We start from the raw sequence: 20137 nt of genomic DNA, 5'->3' as shown, positions 1-20137 counted from the left end.
CTGTTCTCAGGCAGCGGTCGTCGGCAGCTGCGCCATCTCGCTGCGTAGCGCGCGTTCCAGCGCCTGCATGGCGCTGTAGCCGCGGCGTTTTGCCGCGTGGAAACGTGCGATGCCTGCCGGCGTTGGTGTGGTGCCGGCGCCCAGTGCGCTCATTGCCGCCATTGCCGCTGGCAGGTCGGTATACGCACCGCTGGCCACCGCTGCCAGCATCGCGCTGCCCAGCAGCACCGGCTCGGCCGTGGCGGCCACTTCCATCCGGATGCCGCAGGCGTCGGCCATAAGTTGGCGTACCAGCCGGCTATGGCTTGCCCCACCGCTCATGATGACGCTGTCGATGCACACGCCTTGCGCGCGCAGTGCGTCGAGGATGTCGGCCAGCCCGTAGCCCAGTCCGCAGATGCCCGCGATATACAGCGCCTCCAGGCCATCGAGATCGTGGTCGATGCCGAGCCCGACGATCACTGCCCGGGCAGTGGGGTCGGCGGCGGGCGAGCGGTTGCCCAGGTAGTCCGGCAGCACGTGCAGCCCGTGCGCGCGCAAGGCGGCGTGCGAGGGCGTTCGCGCCTGCGCCAGGATGCGTTGCTCCAGCCACTGCAGGACATCCAGCCCGGCCGCCGTGGCCTGCGCGCTGGCGTCGGCATAGCCCGGATGCGAGCGCACCAGCGTGTTGATCGCCACGCCGGCCGCAGACTGCCCGCCTTCGTTGAGCCACAGCCCCGGTACCAGGGCCGCGTCATATGGCCCCCAGACGCCGGGCGTGAAGCACGCGGCCTGCGTGCTCACCAGCACGCAGGCCGAGGTGCCCAGGATGTAGGCTGCGCGCGCGGTGAGTGGCACCGGCTGGCCGTCCGCGGCGGGGCTGGCGAGGGTGCCGACGGCGCCGGCATGCGCATCGATCAAGGCCGCGCCCACCGCGATCCCGGCCTGCAGACCCAGTTCGTCGGCCGCCGTGCGTGTCAGCCCCTGGCCCAGCGCGGTGCCCGGCGCGACGATCCGGCTGCCGATCCGCGCGGCGTCCTGGTCGAGCAACTCGGCCATGCCGATGCGTTCGAAGAAGGCCGGGCTCCAGCCGCCGGCATGCTGCACATAGGTCCATTTGCAGGTGACCGTGCACAGCGAGCGTTCGGTGCTGCCGGTGGCACGCCAGCTCAGCCAGTCGGCCAGGTCGAACAGATGCGCGGCGCGCGCATAGCTGTCGGGCAGATGCTGCTTGAGCCAGAGCAGCTTGGGGATCTGCATTTCCGGCGAGATCTGCCCGCCGACATAACGCAGTACCGGGTCGCCGGTGGCGTTGATGTGGTCGGCCTGGGTGACGGCGCGGTGGTCCATCCACACGATCACGTCGCGATCGGCCTGGCCGTCGGGGCTGATGCACACCGGCCCGCCGTCGGCAGCCACCGCCACCAACGAACAGGTGGCGTCGAAGCCAATCCCGGCCACCTGCGCGGCCTCCACGCCGGCGTGCGCCACCGCCGCGCGGATCGCCTGCACGCAGGCCTGCCAGATATCCGTGGACGATTGCTCGACCATATCCCCGGGCAAATACCAGGTCTGGATGGGATGGCGCGCGCTGCCGAGCAGATCGCCGCGCGCGTCGAACAGCCCGGCGCGCGCGCTGCCGGTGCCCACGTCCACGGCGATGAACACGGCATTGTTGGTCGAAGACATGGCCTACCAGCAGGTATAGCCGCCGTCGGCCAGCACGATACTGCCGGTCATCAGGCTGGCGGCGGGGGACGCCAGGAACAGTGCGACCGAGGCAATTTCTTCCACTTCGCCCAGTCGCCCCATCGGCGTACCGCCGATCCAGGCGGCGTACATCGCCGGGTCTTCCTTGACGAAGGCGTTCAAGGGCGTGGCGATATAGGTCGGCGCCACCGCGTTGACGCGCACGCCGCGGCTGCCCCATTCGGCGGCCAGCGATTTGGTCAGGTGGTGCACCGCCGCCTTGGAGGCGTTGTAGTACGCCTGCGCCTGCGGCTTGTTGACGATGAAGCCGGACATCGAACCGACATTGACGATGGCGCCATCGCCGCCGTCCAGCATGTGCTTGCCGAAGGCGCGGCAGCACCAGAAGGTGCCGTTGAGGTTGACGTCGATGACATTGAGCCAGTGCTCGTCGGTGACGGTTTCGGCCGGGGTCTGGCTGCGCGCGATGCCGGCGTTGTTGACCAGGATGTCGACCTTGCCGAACCTGGCGTGCAGCTCGTCGGCCACCTGGGTCACGCGCGCCGAATCGGTGACGTCCATCTGCACGATCTCCGCATCCAGGCCCTTGCTGCGCAGGGTGGCCAGACCTTGCTCGGCCACGGCGATGTCGTGGTCGGCAATCACCACCTTGGCGCCTGCTTCGGCCAGTGCATCGCAGATGGCCAGGCCGATCGCGCGGCCGCCGCCGGTGACGACCGCCACGCGGCCATCGAGTTTGAACTTGTCCAGATACATCGCCTGTCTCCTGCTGGGTCTTGAATGTGGGGGAGGGAAGGGGTGAACGCTGCAGCGCTCAGCGCATGGCCTGCTGGCCGGCGTCGAAGCGATGCAGGTGCTGCGGGTCGGGTAGCAAGGTGACGGTGTCGCCCACGGCAACGCGCAGGTCGCCGGTGCAGCGCGCATCCACGGTGCCCACGCCGGGGATCTCCACGTAGACGAAGGTGTCGCTGCCCAGGTGTTCGGCCTGGAGTACGCTGCCCTGCCAGGCTTCGCCGCCGGCAGTGGCCGGGGCACTGCCGCGATGCACGGCGATATGTTCCGGACGCACGCCGAGCGTGACCGCGCCATGGCGCGCGGCCACCTCGCCCTGCAGCAGGTTCATGCGCGGGGAGCCGATGAAGCCGGCCACGAACACATTGGCCGGGCGCTCGTAGAGTTCCAGCGGCGTGCCGATCTGCTCGATGCGCCCGGCCTGCAGCACCACGATCTCGTCGGCCATGGTCATCGCCTCGACCTGATCGTGGGTGACGTAGACCGCGGTGGTCCTGAGTTGTTTCTGCAGGCGGGTGACTTCCAGGCGCATCTGCACGCGCAAGGCGGCATCCAGGTTGGACAGCGGCTCGTCGAACAGGAAGCCCTTGGGTTCGCGCACGATGGCGCGGCCGATCGCCACGCGCTGGCGCTGGCCGCCAGACAACTGGCCTGGCCTGCGGTCCAGATAGTCGGTGAGGTTGAGCACGGTGGCGGCCTGCGCCACTCGCCGCTCGATCTCGGCCTTGGGTACGCGCGCCATCTTCAGCCCGAAGGCGATGTTCTTGCGCACGCTCATATGCGGATACAGCGCATACGACTGGAACACCATCGACAGCCCGCGCCGGGCCGGCGGCAGCCTGGTGACATCTTCGCCATCGATCAGGATGCGCCCGCTGCTGACGTCTTCCAGCCCGGCGATCAGCCGCAACAAGGTGGTCTTGCCGCAGCCGGACGGGCCGACGAAGACCACGAACTTGCCGTCGTCGATCTCCAGGTCGGCACCGTGGATGACCTGCGTGTCGCCGAAGGATTTGCTGACAGCTTGCAGCGTGATGCGTCCCATGAACTACCTGTTGCGTTGTAGTGAGTTATTTCACGGCGCCGAAGGTCAGCCCGCGCACCAGTTGCTTCTGGCAGAACCAGCCCAGCACCAGGATCGGTGCGATCGCCATGGTCGAGGCAGCCGACAACTTGGCCCAGAACAGGCCTTCCGGGCTCGAATAGGACGCGATGAAGGCGGTCAACGGCGCGGCCTTGGACGAGGACAGATTCAGCGACCAGAACGCCTCGTTCCAGGCCAGGATCACGTTGAGCAGCAGCGAGGAGGCGATGCCGGGTACCGCCATCGGTGCCAGGATGTAGAGGATCTCCTTGCCGATGGTGGCGCCGTCCATGCGCGCCGCTTCCAGGATGTCCTTGGGGATGTCCTTGAAGTAGTTGAACAGCATCCACACCATGATCGGCAGGTTGCCCAAGCACAGCACGATCACCAGGCCGAGCTGGGTGTCCAGCAGGCCCCAGTCGCGGTACAGCAGGTAGATCGGTACCAGCACGCCCACCGGCGGCAGCATCTTGGTCGACAGCATCCACAGCAGGATGCTGCGGGTGTGCCGGGTCGGTGCGAATGCCATCGACCAGGCCGCGGGGATGGCAATCGCCAGCGCGATCAACGTGGAGCCTAGCGCCACCACCACCGAATTCCACGCATGCCCGAGGTAATCGCTGCGGGCCTGTACGGCGGCGTAGTTTTCCAGCGTCCAGTGGAAGAACAGGAAACTGGGCGGAGTGGAAAATGCATCGATCTCGCTCTTGAAGCTGGTCAGCAACATCCACAGGATCGGGAAGAACATCACCCCACCCACCACCCAGGCGGTGATGGTGGTGGCAAGCACTTGCATGGCGGGCGCGCGACGGGCCATCTCAGGTCTCCAGGTTCTTGCCGACGATGCGGACCAGGAAGATCGCCGCCAGGTTGGCCAGCACCACCGCGATCAGGCCGCCAGCGGATGCAGCGCCGACGTCGTACTGCAGTAGCGCCTGCGAATAGATCAGGTAGGCCAGGTTGGTGGTCTGCATGCCCGGGCCACCGCCGGTGGTGACGTAGATCTCCACGAATACCGTCAGCAGGAAGATCGTTTCGATCAGCACCACGATGGTCAGCGGGCGCGCAAGATGCGGCAACGTGAGATGAAAGAAGCGGTCGAACACACCGGCACCATCCATCAATGCCGCTTCCTGCTGTTCTTCGTCCAGCGATTGCAGCGCGGTCAACAGGATCAGCACCGAGAACGGCAGCCACTGCCAGGCCACGATCAGGATGATCGACAGCATCGGGTATTGGGTGAACCAGTCGATCGGCGTCAGCCCCAGCGACTGCCAGAGCCAGGCCAGCAAGCCGGAAACCGGGTGCATCAGCAGGTTCTTCCAGATCAGCGCGCTGACCGTGGGCATCACGAAGAACGGGGCGATCAGCAACAGGCGCACGACGCGCCGGCCCACGAACGCCTGGTCGAGCAGCAAGGCGATCGGCACGCCGCATCCGGCAGTGATCGCCAGCACCGAGCCGACCAGCAGCAAGGTGTTGCCGAGCGAGGATAGGAAGGCAGGGTTGCTCAGGAAGTAGCGGAAGTTGCCCAGCCCGACGAAGGTCTTGTCCGGGTTGAGCAGGTCGTAATGCAGTGTGGAGAACCATACTGTCATCGCCAGCGGCACGATCATCCACGCCAGCAAGAGCAGGATCGACGGCGCGATCAGGAAGCGGGCGAGGCGTTGGGTTTGCTGCGTGGCCATCGGAAGGTCCATTGCAGGGGCGGCGAGGCTCGCGCATGACGGTGCGCGACCGACGTTGGAGCGATCTGGCCCGCCGCGCGTATGCAGGCGGCGGCCAGGCGCTGCGCGACTAGAAGTTCAGGCTGACCTGCAGGCCGAGCAGGGTGGCGTGATCGACATCGCGCCCGCCCGGATGCCGGATGTATTGGACGCTGGGCATGATCTCGATGCCGCGGCTGAGCGGAATGTTGTAATTGAGCTCGATCGGGTATTCGTAACGCTGCACGTCGATCGCGCCCGCGCCGCTCGGCAGGCGCTGGTTGTAGGCACGCTGGGCGCTGCGCAACCGGTCGCTGAGTGCATTGCGGCCGAATGCCAGGCCGATGCGGTCGTTCGGCCGCGCGGGAAACACGCCCTTCCAGAACGCGCCGAGTGCAACGACCTGGCCCACCGTGCTGACCTCGTCGTCGGCATCGATGATGCTGGCGAACATGCGCAGGCCGCCGCCTTCCCCATTGCTGGTGAGTTGCTGCTCGACGTTGGCGTAGAACGCGCGATCGGTGTCCTGCAACGTGGCCGGGCTCGCGCTCAGGCTGGTGGGTAGGCCGATCTGGTTGTAGACCCGCGGTTGATCGTTGCTGTTGCGCACTGCACCGATGCGGTAGTCGCCATCCAGGCCATTGCCGTAGTCGGGTTTGAATTCCACTTCGGCCACCATCAGCGTGCCGTGGTCGTCGCCGGAGGTGCGCAGTTTCAGGCCCTGGTCGGTGGAGCGGTTCTGCGGGTTGGCATCGTAGCCGCCGACGCGGAAGAACCAGCGCTTGTCCGGGCTGAAGGTGACCACGCCGCCCCAGGCACTGAGCGGATCGCCATACCAGTTGTTGCTGATGGTGTTGGACGAGCCGCCGCTGCAGAAACTCAGGTGCTGGAAGTTGCAGTTCAACGCAAAGAAGTCCGCGCTGGGGTAGATGCGGCCGGCCTTCAGCGACAGGCGGTCGTCGAGCAGGCGCTGGGTCAGCGAGAACTGGGTCAGGCGCGTGACCGGGCCGCGGCCGAAGATCTGCTGTGCCTGCAACAGGGTGGGAATGCCGGCCTTGGTGTTGATCAGGTCGCCGTTGCGGTTGGTGATCTCCAGCTTGAAGTCGGCGCCGGTCCAGCCCCAGAGCCTGTCCAGGTCGAAGTAGCCGCCAAGAAAGAACTGATCGGCGTAGGCGGTGGTCTCGCGTTCCCCGCCGGAGAGGTTATGCGCGGTCTGGCTGAAATGGGCCAGCTTGAATTCCACGCCCTGTTCGGCGAGTGCGCTGCGCGCCCCGCCCCAGTCGCCGCCGATATGCTTGCCCGGGTCGAATGCATCGGCGGCCTGCGCGGGGGCGCAGAGCAGGCTGGCGGCCAGGGTCGGCAGCGCAGCAAGGGTGTGCCTGATCTTCATCGATTGCCTCGCGTGATGAGGCCCGGCGCGCCTGCGCCGAGCGTGCAGCGGTCTCCAGGCCGTGCGGCGGTGCCGCACGGAAAGGTAGGCGTTACTTCTTCGGGTAGCCGGCGCGCAGCATTTCGCGCTCGGTGCTGGCCTGGGCGTTTTTCAGCGCGTCGTCCACGCTGACCGAGCCGGTGAGCGCCGCAGAGAACTGCTGGCCGACCGTGGTGCCGATCGACTGGAATTCCGGGATGGCCACGTACTGCACACCGACATAGGGCACCGGCTTGACGGCGGGGTGATGGGTATCGGCGCCCTGGATGGCGGCCAGGGTCGGCTTGGCGAACGGCGCGGCCTTCAGATACTCGGGGTTGGCATACAGCGATTGACGCGTGCCCGGCGGTACATTGACCCAACCGTCCTTGTCGGCGACCAGGTCGATGTAGTGCTTGCCGGTGGCCCAGGCGATGAAGGTCTGCGCCTTGTCCGTCTTCTTGGAACTGGCCGGGATCGCCAGATTCCAGGCCCATAGCCAACCGGTGGTCTTGCCCTTGCCGGCATCCGGCGCAGGCGCGAAGCCGACCTTGTCGGCCACCTTGGATTCGCTCGGGTTGCTGATGAACGATGCCGCCACCGTGGCATCCACCCACATGGCGCACTTGCCGGCGTTGAACAGCGCCAGATTCTCGTTGAAGCCGTTGGAGGCCGCGCCGGGCGGGCCGGCCTGCTTCATGACATCCACGTAGGTCTGAAGTGCGGCTTTCCATTCCGGCTGGTCGAACTGCGGCTTCCACTGCTCATCGAACCAGCGCGCACCGAAGGCGTTGCCCATTGCGCTGATCAAGGCCATGTTGGACGCTCTGAACAAAGCAGCCTGATCTGCGACAATTAACCGACGACCCAAGCGGACGATTTCGATGCAACTGAGCTTTGGCGACGCGGAGTACAACGGCAAGCGCAAGCGAACACGGCGGGAGGTGTTCCTGGCCGAGATGGATCAGGTGGTGCCTTGGAAGGCCTTGCTGGCGCTGATCGAACCGCACTATCCCAAGTCGGGCCAGCCTGGTCGACAGCCGTATCGACTGGAAACGATGCTGCGGATTCACTTTCTGCAGCAGTGGTATGCGCTGAGCGACCCTGGGGCAGAAGAGGCGTTGTACGACACGTTGTCGATGCGGCGTTTTGCGAAGATCGGCGGCCTGGATGGGGTGCCCGATGAGACCACGATTCTCAACTTTCGGCATCTGCTGGAACAGCACGACTTGGCACGCAAGCTGTTTGATCGAGTGAACGCGCATCTGTCACGCAAGGGCCAGAGCTTGCGTGGTGGCACGATCGTGGATGCCACGATCATTGCTGCGCCCAGTTCGACCAAGAACAAGCAGGGCGAACGCGATCCGGAAATGCACCAGACCAAGAAGGGCAACCAGTACTACTTCGGGATGAAAGCGCACATTGGCGTGGATGATGAGTCCGGGTTGGTGCACCACGTGGAATGCACGGCGGCCAACGCGGCGGACGTCACGCAGGCGCACAAACTGCTGCACGGCAAGGAAGACACGGTGAGCGGGGACAGCGGCTACACCGGACTGGACAAGCGCGAGGAAATGGCAGGCAAGGGCAAGCTGCGCTACCTGATCGCAGAAAAGCGCTCGAAGTTGAAGCAGATCAAGAACAAACGCGCGTTGAAGCGGGCAAAGCGTTGGGAGCACACCAAGGCCAGCTTGCGGGCGAAGGTGGAGCATCCGTTCCGCGTGATAAAACGCCAGTTCGGCTACGTCAAGGTGCGCTATCGCGGTTTGGCGAAGAACACCGCGCAGGTGTTGACGCTGTTTGCGCTGTCGAACCTGTGGCAGAAGCGAAAGCACTTATTGCCTGCGATGGCCGAGTTGCGTCTGTAATCCGGGGAAACCCTCGGAAATGCGCTGAAAACGGCGAAAATCGAAGGTTTGAACGAGTTTTACGCGACCCAGGACGGCTTTTTCCGTCTCCTGGCTGCGTTGATCAGACAATCCTGTTCTCGCCCCAGCCGGCCTTGCCGCGCAGGCAGATGCCGTATACGCCGTTCTGCTTGTCAGTGAGCTTGCGCGCGGCATCGGCCACGAAACTCCATGACGGCTGCGCCGGCATCTGCAGGCCGGCCTTCTGCAGCAGGTCGGTGCGATACATCAGCATCGAGCCTTCGGCGTAGAACGGCGCTGCGTACAGCTTGCCCTTGTCGCTGACCGCATCGCGGATCTGCGGCATCAGGTCGTCCACGTCGTAGCCGGCGTCGAAGGTCAGTGGCTTGAGCCAACCGCGCTCGGCCCAGATCGGCACCTCGTAGGTGCCGATGGTCAGGACATCGAATTGCCCGCCCTTGGTGGCGATGTCGGTGGTCACGCGCTGGCGCAGCACGTTTTCCTCCAGCGTCACCCACTCCAGCTTGATGTCCGGATGCTTGGCGGTGAAGTCGGCGGTGAGCTTCTGCATGCGGATCATGTCGCCGTTGTTGACGGTGGCGATCACCAGCGTGTCCTGCCTGGCCGCCGCAGTGCCGTCCGGCTGTCCGCCACCGCCGCAGCCGGCAAGTGCGGCGCCCAGTCCCACGCAGATCAGCAGATTGATCGAAGTGTTCATACCGATGCCTCGGTCGAGGTTGGTTGAGCAAATGCCCGTGTGATGTGCATATGCCCACGCTGCCAGCGCGCTGTAAAGCACTTTCGATCGTGCAACGCAGCATCGCCGCGCACGCCGGGGGCGCCCGCAGCTGGATGAAAACCCCACGAATGAACCGTCTTGCGTTGCTGCGCGCGGGCGTGACTCAGCCCGCGAGCAAGGCCTTGGCGGTGTGCTCGTCGGTGATCAGGCCATTGAGGATGCGGCCCTTCAAGGCGGCCTTGATCGGCCCTACCTTGACCGTGCCTGCGGCCACGCCGATGGTCAGGCTGCGCGACGGCACGCTGTGCGGCATGCTGGTCAGGCGCAGGTTGCTGCCGCCGTCGATGATCTCGCCGTCGGCATTGATGGCCCAGCCGATGATCTCGCCCACGGCGCCCAGGCGGATCAGTTCCAGCAGCTCGGTCCGGCTGATGAAGCCGTCCACATGCAGCGGGGCGGTCTGGTCCAGTTGCCCGACACCGACCAGGCGCAGATCGGCCTTGTCGGCGATGGCACGCACCCTGCGCACCACCTCGATACCCAGCAGGCTCTTGCGCTCGGTCTGCGAGGACAGGAACACCGGCAGCGGCATCGGATAGTGCTGGGCGCCGGTCAGGTCGGCCAGCCGCGCCACCGCATCGAACGGGCTCGCCGAGCCGTCCGGGGAGATATTGCCGACCAGCGACACCAGCTGATGATTGCGCGTCTGCATCGCCGGAATCCGCTCCACCGCCGCACGCATCGAACGGCCGGTGCCGATGCCGATGATGCTCGGGGTGTCGCTGCGCAGTGTGGATTCCAGCAGCGCTGCGGCACGTTCGGCCACGCCGGTGACCAGGCCCGGGTCGGCCGGATCGGTAGGCGCCACTTCGCAATAGTCGATGCCGAAGCGATCCTGCAACTGCGCGGCCAGATCCATGCAGGCGGCGATCGGGTGTTCCAGGCGAAAGGTAATCAGGCGCTGGCTCAGGCACAACGACACCAGCCGTTGCGCAGTGGCACGCGAGACCTTGAGCTTGCGGGCGATTTCGTCCTGGGTGTTGCCTGCGATGTAGTACAGCCAGCCGGCACGGGCAGCGGCGTCGAGTCGCGTGGTGTCGCTGTCGGAGTTGGCCATCTTTCACATGTGGACGCGTGGACGTCTCAGCCTAACGCAGTGCCCGGGCGTACGCAGCCGGCGGCATCCAACGCAGCGGACACGGCCGCCATGCTGTCGAACACGCGCACCGCACCGGCCATGGCCAGCGATGCTGCGGCGTCGGCCGTGGCGCCGTGATGGCTGCCACCGGTGAATCCCCAGCCTTGCATGCCGGCCGCGCGGGCCGCCTGCAGACCGCTGGAGCTGTCTTCGATCACCAGGCAACTGCGGGGTGCAACCTGCATGCCGTCGGCGGCGAACAGGAACAGGTCCGGCGCCGGCTTGCCGTGCGCCACGCGCTCGGCGGTGTACAGATGCGGGCCGAAGTAGCGCGCAAGGCCGGTGACCTGCAGGCACAGCCGGACCCGTTCCAGATGACTGGACGAGGCCACGCACAGCGGCCGGTCCAGCGCTTCCAGCAGCGCGGCCACGCCGGGCACCGGCTGCAGTTCGCTGCGCAGGCGCGCCAGCAGTTCGGTATTGAGATCGGGCTCGAAGGTGTCGGGCAAGGCGATTGCCAGCGTCTGGGCATGCGCACGCACACTGGCCAGGCTGCGCCCGAGAAAGCGCTGCTTGACTGCCGCAGCGTCCATGTCCACGCCGTGCCGTTGCAGGGTCTGCGACAGCACGGCGCAGGCGAGTGGCTCGCTGTCGACCAGCACGCCGTCGCAGTCGAAGATGACAAGGCCCGGTGGAGCATGCATAGATCAGCGTCTCGCAACGGTCAATGGGCCTGGAGTATAGCGCCCGGGCAAATGTGGCTTGAAGCGGGCAATGGCGCAGGGCGGCGTTGCGCCGCTGTGCCGGGCATGGGCCGCCTGTGCCGCTGCCCATGGCGTGCTTGCGCGTTCACCTGCCGCATTGCCGCAAACCGGCCACTGGCATAGTCTTCCGCCATGAACCCAGGCCCCACTGCCCAGGCGAGCATGGCGAAATCCCCGCCCTCCGACCCGGCGATTCCAGATTACGTTCTGCACTTCGAGCGCGCTGCCAGCTACCTGCCCAAGGAGCAGCTGCCGATCCTGCGCCGTGCCTGGGAAGTGGGCGCCACCGCGCATGCCGGCCAGACCCGCAAGTCCGGCGAGCCCTATATCACCCACCCGGTGGCCGTGGCCAGGGTGCTGGCCGAGCTGGGCCTGGACATGGAATCGCTGATCGCCGCGATCCTGCACGACACCATTGAAGACACCCCGCTGACGCGCGAAGAGCTGGCCTCCGAATTCGGCGAAGCGGTGGCCGAGCTGGTGGATGGCGTCACCAAGCTGGACAAGCTCAAGTTCCGCGACCGCCAGGAAGCGGCGGCCGAAAGCTTCCGCAAGATGCTGCTGGCGATGTCGCGCGATTTGCGCGTCATCATGATCAAGCTGGCCGACCGCCTGCACAACATGCGCACGCTGGGCGCGCAAAGCACCGAGGCACGCGGGCGCATCGCACGCGAAACGCTGGAGATCTACGCGCCCATCGCCCAGCGCCTGGGCATGAGCCTCATCAAGTCCGAGCTGCAGAACCTGGGCTTCCGCGCGCTGTATCCGTGGCGCCACGCCATCATCGAAAAACACATCCGCAGCCAGCCGGTGGTGCGGCGCGAATCGATGGCACAGGTGGAAGTGCAGCTGTCGCAGCGGCTGGCCAGGGAAGGGCTGGAACACCGCCTGGTCAGCCGTATCAAGACGCCGTGGAGCATCTATTCGAAGATGCACGAGGAGAACAAGTCCTTCGACCAGGTGATGGACGTGTTCGGCTTCCGCCTGGTGGTGCGTACGGTGGCCGATTGCTACCACGCACTGGGCGCGGTGCATGCCAGTTTCAAGCCGCTGGACGGGCGCTTCCGCGATTTCATCGCGATCCCCAAGGCCAATGGCTACCAGTCGCTGCACACGGTGTTGTTCGGGCCGTACGGCTCGCCGATCGAGGTGCAGATCCGTACCGAAGAGATGGACCTGATCGCCGAGCGCGGCGTGGCCGCGCACTGGACCTACAAGGTGGGTTCGGCCGCGCCCAACAGCGCGCAGAGCCGTGCGCACGACTGGATCGTGGAGCTGATCGACTCGCAACGCGCGGCCGGTTCGTCGCTTGAGTTCCTGGACAACGTCAAGGTGGATCTGTTCCCGGACGAGGTCTACCTGTTCACGCCCAAGGGCAAGATCCTGGCGCTACCGCGCAATTCCACCGCGCTGGATTTTGCCTATGCGGTGCATACCGACGTGGGCAACCGCGCGGTGGCCTCGCGCGTGGACAAGAAGCTGGTGCCGCTGCGGACCAAGCTGGTCAGCGGGCAGGCGGTGGAGATCATCACCGCGCGCTCGGCCACGCCCAAGCCGCAGTGGCTGGAATTTGTGGTCAGCAGCAAGGCGCGCACCGCGATCCGCCACCAGCTCAAGCAGCTCGAACACGAAGATGCGGTACAGCTGGGCCACCGCATGCTCGACCGCGCGCTGGAAGCGATGGACTCCTCGCTGGAGCGCCTGCCCAAGGGCCGGCTGGATGCGTTTCTCAACGAACACCGTTACCCGCGCCTGGAAGCGCTGCTGGCCGATGTGGCGCTGGGCAACTGGATGCCCACCCAGGCCGCGCAGGCGCTGATGGCCTATGCCGAACTGCGCGGTGGCGGGCATTCCAGGCACTCGCACGAAAAGATCCTCATCGATGGCAGCGAGCGCGGCGTCATCAGCTTCGCCAATTGCTGCCAACCGATTCCCGGCGACGAAATCATGGGCTACCACACCGCCGGCAAGGGCATCGTGGTGCACCGGCTGGATTGCCCGAACCTGGCGGAGCTGCGCAAGTCGCCCGAGCGCTGGGTGCCGATCGATTGGGATTCCAGCGTCAGTGGCGATTACGACACCGCGCTGATCGTCGAGGTGGAAAACCGCACCGGCGTGCTCGCGCAGCTGGCCGCGGCCATTGCGCAGAGCCAGTCCAATATCGAACGCGTGGATTATCTGGACCGCGATTTCAATGCCGCGGTGCTGCGCTTCAATATCCAGGTGCGCGACCGCCGCCATCTGGCCGAAGTGATGCGCCGGCTGCGTCGCCTGCATGTGGTGCAAAGCGTAGGGCGGCAGTAACCCGCATCGCCGGGTCGGGCAGTCGCCGCGCAGGATGGGGCTGGTGGCGCCTGCAGCGGGGGGGGGGCTCAGGCAATCAATCGGCGCAGCGCCGGATTGTCGTTGTCCTGCTTCCACACCAGATGCAATTCCACCGGCGTGGCCGGCGCCTCATCGCGCAGCGGCAGGTACACGATGCCGGCATAGCGCAGGCCGCTCGCGCCTTCGGGCACCAGTGCCATGCCCATGCCGCCGCGCACCAGTGCCAGCACCGAGTGGATCTGGCTGACGTATTGCACCGAGCGCGGCGCGATGCCGCGGCTGCCGAACAGCTGCGCTAGCAGATCGTAGAAGTAGCGCGCCTCATCGGGTGCGTAGTTGACCAGCGGCTGGTCGTCGAAATCCTGCAGGCGCAGGCTGTCGCGGCGTGCCAGCGGCGCGTCTTCGGGAAGCGCGGCGATCAGTGGCTCACGCGCCACGCACCGGCTGTGCAGGCTGGGACGCTGGATCGGCGGGCGCAGCAGGCCGATATCCAGCCGCCCCGCGTCCAGCGCATCCAGCTGCGCCAGGCTGACCATTTCCTTGAGTTGCAGGTCCACATCCGGCGCCTGCCTGCGCCAGCGCGCGATGGCCTCGGGCAGGAAGCGATAGCTGGCCCCGGCAGTGAAGCCCACCGACACGCTGCCCGCATCGCCGGTGCCGATCCGGCGCGCACGCAGGCCGGCGTTCTCGGCCATGCGCAGGATCGCGCGCGCTTCGGCCAGCAGGCTGCGCCCGGCCTGGGTCAGCCGCACATGCCGGCTGTTGCGCTCCAGCAACGCGGTGCCGACGCTGTGCTCCAGCAGCTGAATCTGCCGGCTCAGCGGTGGCTGGGTCATGTTCAGCCGCTCGGCTGCGCGACGAAAGTGCAGCTCGTCGGCAACCGCGACGAAGCAGCGCAGCTGGGGCAGATCGAACATGAAAGCAGCCCCTCGCTGGGCGATTTGGATGAATTCGATGCTGCACGTGCAACATCTTTGCGCACGGTGCGCGGATGAATACGCGGCACGCCGGCACGGCACCGACAACGAGCACGAGCATCCATAATTACGTAGGCCGCAGAAAACCGTTGCAAAGCAGCCATTTGCACCGGTTTCGCGTCATCCATGACGCGATTGATTCGAATCATGTATCAAACAATACGTAATTTGGTTTGGACCAGCAACGATCTGCGTTCCTAGGATCAGCCCACCCCCGCCTAGGAGCGTTTGTCCGATGAGCAGCAGATACACCCCGTCCGAAATGGCCCAGGCGCTTGGCGCCGGGTTGCTGTCGTTTCCGGTGACCCATTTCGATGCCGAGCGGGCGTTCGACGAACCGGCCTATCGCACCAACCTGGACTGGCTGTCCTCGCATCCGGCAGCCGGGCTGTTTGCCGCCGGCGGCACCGGCGAGCTGTTTTCGCTGAGCCTGGACGAGGTCAACCGCGCCGTACGTGCCGCGGTGACCCAGACCGCCGGGCGCATGCCGGTAATTGCGCCGGCCGGCTACGGCACCGCGATCGCCATCGAGATGGCACAGGCCGCCGAACGCAACGACGCCGACGGCCTCCTGCTGTTTCCGCCGTACCTGACCGAGTGCGATGCCGAGGGCGTGGCAGACCATGTCGAACGCGTCTGCAAGGCAACCAAGCTCGGCGTGATCGTCTACGGCCGCGCCAATGCCAAGCTCGACGATGTGACCCTGGCGCGCGTGGCCGAACGCTGCCCCAACCTGGTGGGCTACAAGGACGGCATCGGCGACGTGGATCGCATGACCCGCATCTATGCGCGGCTGGGCGACCGGCTGCTGTACGTGGGCGGGCTGCCTACGGCCGAAACCTTCGCGCTGCCGTATCTGGAAATGGGCGTTACCACCTATTCGTCGGCCATCTTCAATTTCCTGCCCGAGTGGGCGCTGGCGTTCTATGCGGCGGTGCGCGCGCGCGACCACGCCACCATCTACCGCGAGCTCAACGATTTCGTGCTGCCGTATACGGTGCTGCGCAATCGCCGCGCCGGCTATGCGGTGTCCATCGTCAAGGCCGGCATGCGCGCGGTGGGCCGCCCGGCCGGTCCGGTGCGCACGCCGTTGGCCGACCTCAACGAGGACGAATTCGCCCAGCTCAAGCAATTGATCGGAGGACGCCGCTGATGCATGCCATCCAGGGTGAATCGTTGATCGGCCAACGCAGCGTGCCCGGCGCCGGCGCGGTGTTTCAGGGGCTGGATGCGGCCAGCGGCGAAGCGCTGCAGCCGGTGTTCGCCTCGGCCAGCGCACAGGATCTGGAACAGGCCTGCGCGCTGGCGCACGCGGCGTTCGATGCCTATCGCGACACCTCGCTGGAAGTGCGCGCCGGCTTTCTGGAGACCATCGCCGAGCAGATCCTGGCACTGGGCGATGCGCTGATCGAACGCGCCATGCGCGAAAGCGCGCTGCCGCGTGCACGGCTGGAAGGCGAGCGCGGACGCACCGTGGGCCAGCTGCGGCTGTTCGCCAACGTGGTGCGCGAAGGCAGCTGGCTGCAGGCGCGCATCGACCCCGCCATGCCGCAGCGCACGCCACTGCCGCGTGCGGATCTGCGCCAGCGGCATATCGCATTGGGGCCGGTGGCGGTGTTTGGTGCCAGCAACTTCCCGCTGGCGTTTTCGGTGGCCGGCGGCGACACCGCCTCCGCCCTGGCGGCCGGCTGCCCGGTCGTGGTGAAAGCGCATGGCGCCCATCCGGGCACGTCCGAACTGGTGGGCCGCGCGATCCAGGCCGCAGTGGCGCAGTGCGGTCTACCCGAAGGCGTGTTCTCGCTGCTGTTCGATGCCGGCATCGAGATCGGCGCGCAGCTGGTGGCCGATGCACGCATCAAGGCCGTGGGCTTCACCGGCTCGCGTGGCGGCGGCATGGCGTTGGTCAAGATTGCTTCCGCACGCCGCGAGCCGATTCCGGTGTATGCGGAAATGAGCGCCATCAACCCGGTCTATCTGTTGCCGCATGCGCTTGAAGCGCGCGCGTCGGCACTGGGCAAGGCGTTCGTCGGCTCGCTCACCCTGGGCGCGGGGCAGTTCTGCACCAACCCCGGCCTGCTGCTGGCGATCGATTCGCCGGCACTGGATGGCTTCATTGTCTTGGCAACGCAAGCGCTGCAGGAGGTATCGCCGGCGGCGATGCTTACAACCGGCATCGGCCATGCGTATGCGCAAGGCGTGCAGCGCCTGGATGCGCATCCGCAGGTCGTCACCCTGGCACGTGGCGCGGCTGTAGACACGGGGCGTTGCCCGGCGGCGTTGTTCGGCACCGATGCCGATGCCTTCCTGGCTGATGAAGCGCTGCAGGCCGAGGTATTCGGCGCCTCCTCGCTGCTGGTGCGTTGCAAGGACATCGCCCAGTTGCGTGCATTGAGCGAACAGCTGGAAGGCCAGCTCACCGCCACCTTGCACATGGACGACGGCGATACCGAATTGGCGGGGGCATTGCTGCCGGTGCTCGAGCGCAAGGCCGGCCGCATCCTGGTCAACGATTGGCCCACCGGTGTGGAGGTCTGCCACGCCATGGTGCATGGCGGTCCGTTCCCGGCCACCTCCGACAGCCGCAGCACCTCGGTGGGCACGCTGGCGATCGATCGCTTCCTGCGCCCGGTCTGCTACCAGGACCTGCCGGCGGCGCTGCTGCCGGCGGCTGTGGCGCACGGCAACCCGATGGGCGTGTGGCGTCGCGTGGATGGCGCGTTGGGCCACGACTGACCGACCCGTTCGCAACGTTGCCTGAGGCGTGCCGGAGGAGGGTCCGGCATGCCAACCGCAGGCCCACTTGGAATCCCGAAGCGCAGTGCGCTTCCATCGTCATAGGTGAGGAACGATGATGGCTATCGATTCAAAAACGGTCGGTTCAACGACAGTCGGCGCACCGACGGTTCCGCGCAGGCGCTATCTGATTCTGTTGATGTTGTTCGTGGTGACCACGATCAACTATGCCGATCGCGCCACCTTGTCCATCGCCGGTTCCGCGGTCCAGGATGCGCTGGGCATCGACGCGCTGCAGATGGGCTTCATCTTTTCCGCGTTCGGTTGGGCCTATGTGGCCGGGCAGATTCCCGGTGGATGGTTGCTCGACCGCTTCGGCTCGCGCCGTGTGTATGGGCTGTCGCTGCTGATCTGGTCGTTGTTCACCGCCTTGCAGGGCTTCATCGGCTGGGTGCCGGTGGCCTGGGCGGTGACCACCCTGTTTGTGTTGCGCTTTCTGGTGGGCATTGCCGAAGCGCCGTCGTTCCCCGGCAATAGCCGCATCGTGGCAGCCTGGTTTCCCACCGCCGAGCGCGGCCTGGCCGCCTCCATCTTCAATTCCGCGCAGTACTTCGCCACGGTGGCGTTTGCGCCGCTGATGGGCTGGTTGGTGCATGCCTGGGGCTGGGAGCATGTGTTCCTGGTGATGGGCGGCGTGGGCGTGCTGCTGGCGCTGCTGTGGCGCAAGACGATCTATGCGCCGCGCGAGCATCCGCGTCTGTCTGCGCAGGAGCTGGACTACATCCAGCGCAATGGCGCACTGGTGGACATGGAACAGGGCAGCAAGCCCGGTAGTCAGCCCAAGGGGACGCAGTGGCATTACGCCAAGCAGTTGCTGTGCAACCGCATGCTGTTGGGCGTGTATATCGGCCAGTACTGCATCACCACGCTGACCTATTTCTTCCTGACCTGGTTCCCGGTGTACCTGGTCAAGGAGCGCGGCATGTCGATCCTGGAGGCGGGCTTTGTGGCCTCGTTGCCGGCGGTGTGCGGCTTTGTCGGCGGTGTGTTGGGCGGCTATGTGTCCGACCGCATGGTGCGGCGCGGGTACTCGCTCACCGTCTCGCGCAAGACGCCGATCGTGGTGGGCATGCTGATGTCGGTGACGATGATTGGCTGCAACTACGTGCAGGCCGAATGGATGGTGGTGGGGCTGATGGCGCTGGCCTTCTTCGGCAAGGGCATCGGTGCGCTCGGCTGGGCGGTGGTGGCCGATACCTCGCCCAAGGAAATCGCCGGCCTGTCCGGTGGCCTGTTCAACACCTTCGGCAACATCGCCGGCATCACCACGCCAATTGTCATTGGCTACATCGTCTCCACCACCGGCAGCTTCGAGTGGGCGCTGGTCTTTGTCGGGCTCAATGCGCTGCTGGCGGTGGTGTCCTATCTGTTCGTGGTCGGGCAAATCAAGCGCGTGGAACTGAAGGCCCCTCCGGGTGGCCCGGCCGCGCCCATGCCTGTATCGCGTTGACCGTCTTCGGAGAGTCCTGATGAACATCCATACTTCTGCTGCAGGCATCGGCGCCACGCCGCGCATTACCGACATCCGCGTGGTGCCGGTGGCCGGCCAGGACAGCATGCTGCTCAACCTCAGTGGCGCGCATGCGCCGTACTTCACTCGCAATGTGTTGGTGCTGCGCGATTCGTCCGGGCGCACCGGCGTGGGCGAGGTGCCGGGTGGTGATGCCATCGCCGGCCTGTTGAACGAGGCGGCCGCGCTGATTCGCGACCGTTCCATCGCCGACTACCAGCGCATCCTCAATCAGGTGCGCACCGCCTTCGCCGACCGCGACAGCGCCGGACGCGGCCTGCAGACCTTCGATCTGCGCATTACCATCCATGCGGTGACCGCCATCGAAGCGGCATTGCTGGACTTGCTCGGGCAGTTTCTGGATCAACCGGTGGCCGCGCTGCTCGGCGAAGGCCAGCAGCGCGATGCGGTCGACGTGTTGGGCTACCTGTTCTTTATCGGCGATCGTCGCAAGACCGGCCTGGAATACCGCGACGGTAGCGCTGCCACCGATGCCTGGGAGGCCGTGCGCGACCAGGAGGCACTGACGCCGTCCGCGGTGGTGCGGCTGGCCGAAGCGGCCTACGCCAAATACGGCTTCCGCGATTTCAAGCTCAAGGGCGGCGTGTTGCGTGGCGAGGAGGAGATCGAGGCGATCCATGCGCTGCATACGCGCTTTCCGCAGGCGCGCATCACCCTGGACCCCAACGGGGCGTGGTCGTTGGCACAGGCCATCGCGCTGTGTCGCGACATGCATGGCGTGATGGCCTATGCCGAGGACCCGTGCGGAGCCGAGCAGGGCTATTCCGGTCGCGAGGTCATGGCTGAATTCCGTCGCGCCACCGGCCTGCCGACGGCCACCAACATGATCGCCACCGACTGGCGCCAGATGGGTCACGCCATCCAGCTGCAGTCGGTGGATATTCCGCTGGCCGACCCGCATTTCTGGACGCTGCAAGGCTCGGTGCGTGTGGCGCAACTGTGCCGCGACTGGGGCCTGACCTGGGGCTCGCATTCCAACAACCACTTCGATATTTCGCTGGCGATGTTCACCCATGTGGCCGCCGCCGCGCCGGGGCGTGTCACCGCCATCGACACGCACTGGATCTGGCAGGACGGCCAACGCCTGACCCGTGATCCGCTACAGATCGAAGGTGGCCAGATCCAGGTGCCGGCCAAGCCCGGCCTGGGCGTGGAGCTGGACATGGACGCGCTGGAAGCGGCGCATCGCACCTACCAGGGGTTGAGCCTGGGCGCGCGCGACGATGCCGTCGCCATGCAGGCGCTGATCCCCAACTGGACTTTCGACAACAAGCGTCCCTGCCTGGTGCGCTGAGGCGTCTAGATGCTTGCGGCCGGAGCACC

17 protein-coding genes are annotated in these 20137 nt (G+C 66.1%); 6 read left to right on the top strand and 11 right to left on the bottom strand.

Annotation, left to right across the window (positions count from 1 at the left end; translation table 11 throughout):
• Positions 1-6 precede the first annotated feature (6 nt).
• The 7 genes from ACCQ13_RS15545 to ACCQ13_RS15515 all read right to left on the bottom strand — a co-directional run bounded on the left by ACCQ13_RS15545 (position 7) and on the right by ACCQ13_RS15515 (position 7514).
• On the bottom strand, positions 7-1668 hold the full coding sequence (locus ACCQ13_RS15545; protein ID WP_159407519.1) for an FGGY-family carbohydrate kinase: 1662 nt from the start codon (positions 1666-1668) through the stop codon (positions 7-9).
• 3 nt (positions 1669-1671) lie between these two features.
• A complete protein-coding gene (locus ACCQ13_RS15540) occupies positions 1672-2445 on the bottom strand; it encodes an SDR family NAD(P)-dependent oxidoreductase (protein ID WP_064510494.1) in 774 nt (257 codons plus the stop codon).
• Positions 2446-2503: 58 nt separating this feature from the next.
• Positions 2504-3526, bottom strand: a complete 1023-nt coding sequence (locus ACCQ13_RS15535) for an ABC transporter ATP-binding protein (protein WP_159407518.1) — start codon at positions 3524-3526, stop codon at positions 2504-2506.
• A gap of 25 nt (positions 3527-3551) precedes the next feature.
• Positions 3552-4382, bottom strand: a complete 831-nt coding sequence (locus ACCQ13_RS15530; protein WP_159407517.1) for a carbohydrate ABC transporter permease — start codon at positions 4380-4382, stop codon at positions 3552-3554.
• A gap of 1 nt (position 4383) precedes the next feature.
• On the bottom strand, positions 4384-5253 hold the full coding sequence (locus ACCQ13_RS15525; RefSeq protein ID WP_159407516.1) for a carbohydrate ABC transporter permease: 870 nt from the start codon (positions 5251-5253) through the stop codon (positions 4384-4386).
• Positions 5254-5362: 109 nt separating this feature from the next.
• Positions 5363-6661 (bottom strand): carbohydrate porin, encoded by a 1299-nt coding sequence (locus tag ACCQ13_RS15520; protein ID WP_159407515.1) that lies wholly within the window; start codon positions 6659-6661, stop codon positions 5363-5365.
• A 91-nt stretch (positions 6662-6752) separates the two neighbouring features.
• On the bottom strand, positions 6753-7514 hold the full coding sequence (locus ACCQ13_RS15515; RefSeq protein ID WP_338000514.1) for an extracellular solute-binding protein: 762 nt from the start codon (positions 7512-7514) through the stop codon (positions 6753-6755).
• A gap of 49 nt (positions 7515-7563) precedes the next feature.
• Here ACCQ13_RS15515 and ACCQ13_RS15510 point away from each other — a divergent pair, with 49 nt between their 5' ends.
• Positions 7564-8547, top strand: a complete 984-nt coding sequence (locus ACCQ13_RS15510; protein WP_159406463.1) for an IS5 family transposase — start codon at positions 7564-7566, stop codon at positions 8545-8547.
• Positions 8548-8650: 103 nt separating this feature from the next.
• On the opposite strand, the gene ACCQ13_RS15505 is transcribed toward ACCQ13_RS15510, so the two are convergent.
• From ACCQ13_RS15505 to ACCQ13_RS15495, 3 genes are all read right to left on the bottom strand, one after another.
• Positions 8651-9265: an ABC transporter substrate-binding protein gene (locus ACCQ13_RS15505; protein ID WP_223214352.1), complete on the bottom strand. Its 615-nt coding sequence runs from the start codon at positions 9263-9265 to the stop codon at positions 8651-8653.
• A gap of 184 nt (positions 9266-9449) precedes the next feature.
• Positions 9450-10403, bottom strand: a complete 954-nt coding sequence (locus ACCQ13_RS15500) for a sugar-binding transcriptional regulator (RefSeq protein WP_159407514.1) — start codon at positions 10401-10403, stop codon at positions 9450-9452.
• A 26-nt stretch (positions 10404-10429) separates the two neighbouring features.
• Positions 10430-11128, bottom strand: coding sequence for an HAD family hydrolase (locus tag ACCQ13_RS15495; protein ID WP_159407513.1), 699 nt, complete (start codon positions 11126-11128; stop codon positions 10430-10432).
• Positions 11129-11320: 192 nt separating this feature from the next.
• Between ACCQ13_RS15495 and ACCQ13_RS15490 the strand changes: the two genes are divergently transcribed.
• Positions 11321-13492 (top strand): RelA/SpoT family protein, encoded by a 2172-nt coding sequence (locus ACCQ13_RS15490; protein WP_159407512.1) that lies wholly within the window; start codon positions 11321-11323, stop codon positions 13490-13492.
• Between the two features lie 68 nt (positions 13493-13560).
• Here ACCQ13_RS15490 and ACCQ13_RS15485 read toward each other — a convergent pair whose 3' ends face one another.
• Positions 13561-14430 (bottom strand): LysR family transcriptional regulator, encoded by an 870-nt coding sequence (locus tag ACCQ13_RS15485; RefSeq protein WP_104602527.1) that lies wholly within the window; start codon positions 14428-14430, stop codon positions 13561-13563.
• A 295-nt stretch (positions 14431-14725) separates the two neighbouring features.
• Between ACCQ13_RS15485 and kdgD the strand changes: the two genes are divergently transcribed.
• The 4 genes from kdgD (at position 14726) to gudD (ending at position 20108) form a co-directional block, all read left to right on the top strand.
• Positions 14726-15643, top strand: a complete 918-nt coding sequence (kdgD, locus tag ACCQ13_RS15480; protein ID WP_104602526.1) for a 5-dehydro-4-deoxyglucarate dehydratase — start codon at positions 14726-14728, stop codon at positions 15641-15643.
• On the top strand, positions 15643-17223 hold the full coding sequence (locus ACCQ13_RS15475; protein ID WP_159407511.1) for an aldehyde dehydrogenase (NADP(+)): 1581 nt from the start codon (positions 15643-15645) through the stop codon (positions 17221-17223). The genes kdgD and ACCQ13_RS15475 overlap by 1 nt, the downstream gene beginning before the upstream one ends.
• Positions 17224-17338: 115 nt before the next feature.
• Complete coding sequence (locus tag ACCQ13_RS15470; RefSeq protein ID WP_337999765.1) at positions 17339-18733, top strand: MFS transporter; 1395 nt, start codon at positions 17339-17341, stop codon at positions 18731-18733.
• Between the two features lie 19 nt (positions 18734-18752).
• Positions 18753-20108: a glucarate dehydratase gene (gene gudD, locus ACCQ13_RS15465; RefSeq protein WP_159407509.1), complete on the top strand. Its 1356-nt coding sequence runs from the start codon at positions 18753-18755 to the stop codon at positions 20106-20108.
• The last annotated feature ends 29 nt before the right edge of the window (positions 20109-20137 follow it).

This window comes from Xanthomonas sp. NCPPB 1638, assembly GCF_041475635.2.
Classification (GTDB): Bacteria; Pseudomonadota; Gammaproteobacteria; order Xanthomonadales; family Xanthomonadaceae; genus Xanthomonas; species Xanthomonas cucurbitae.
The sequence above is the reverse complement of the archived record's forward strand: the minus strand, read 5'-3'. Positions and strand labels throughout refer to the sequence as shown.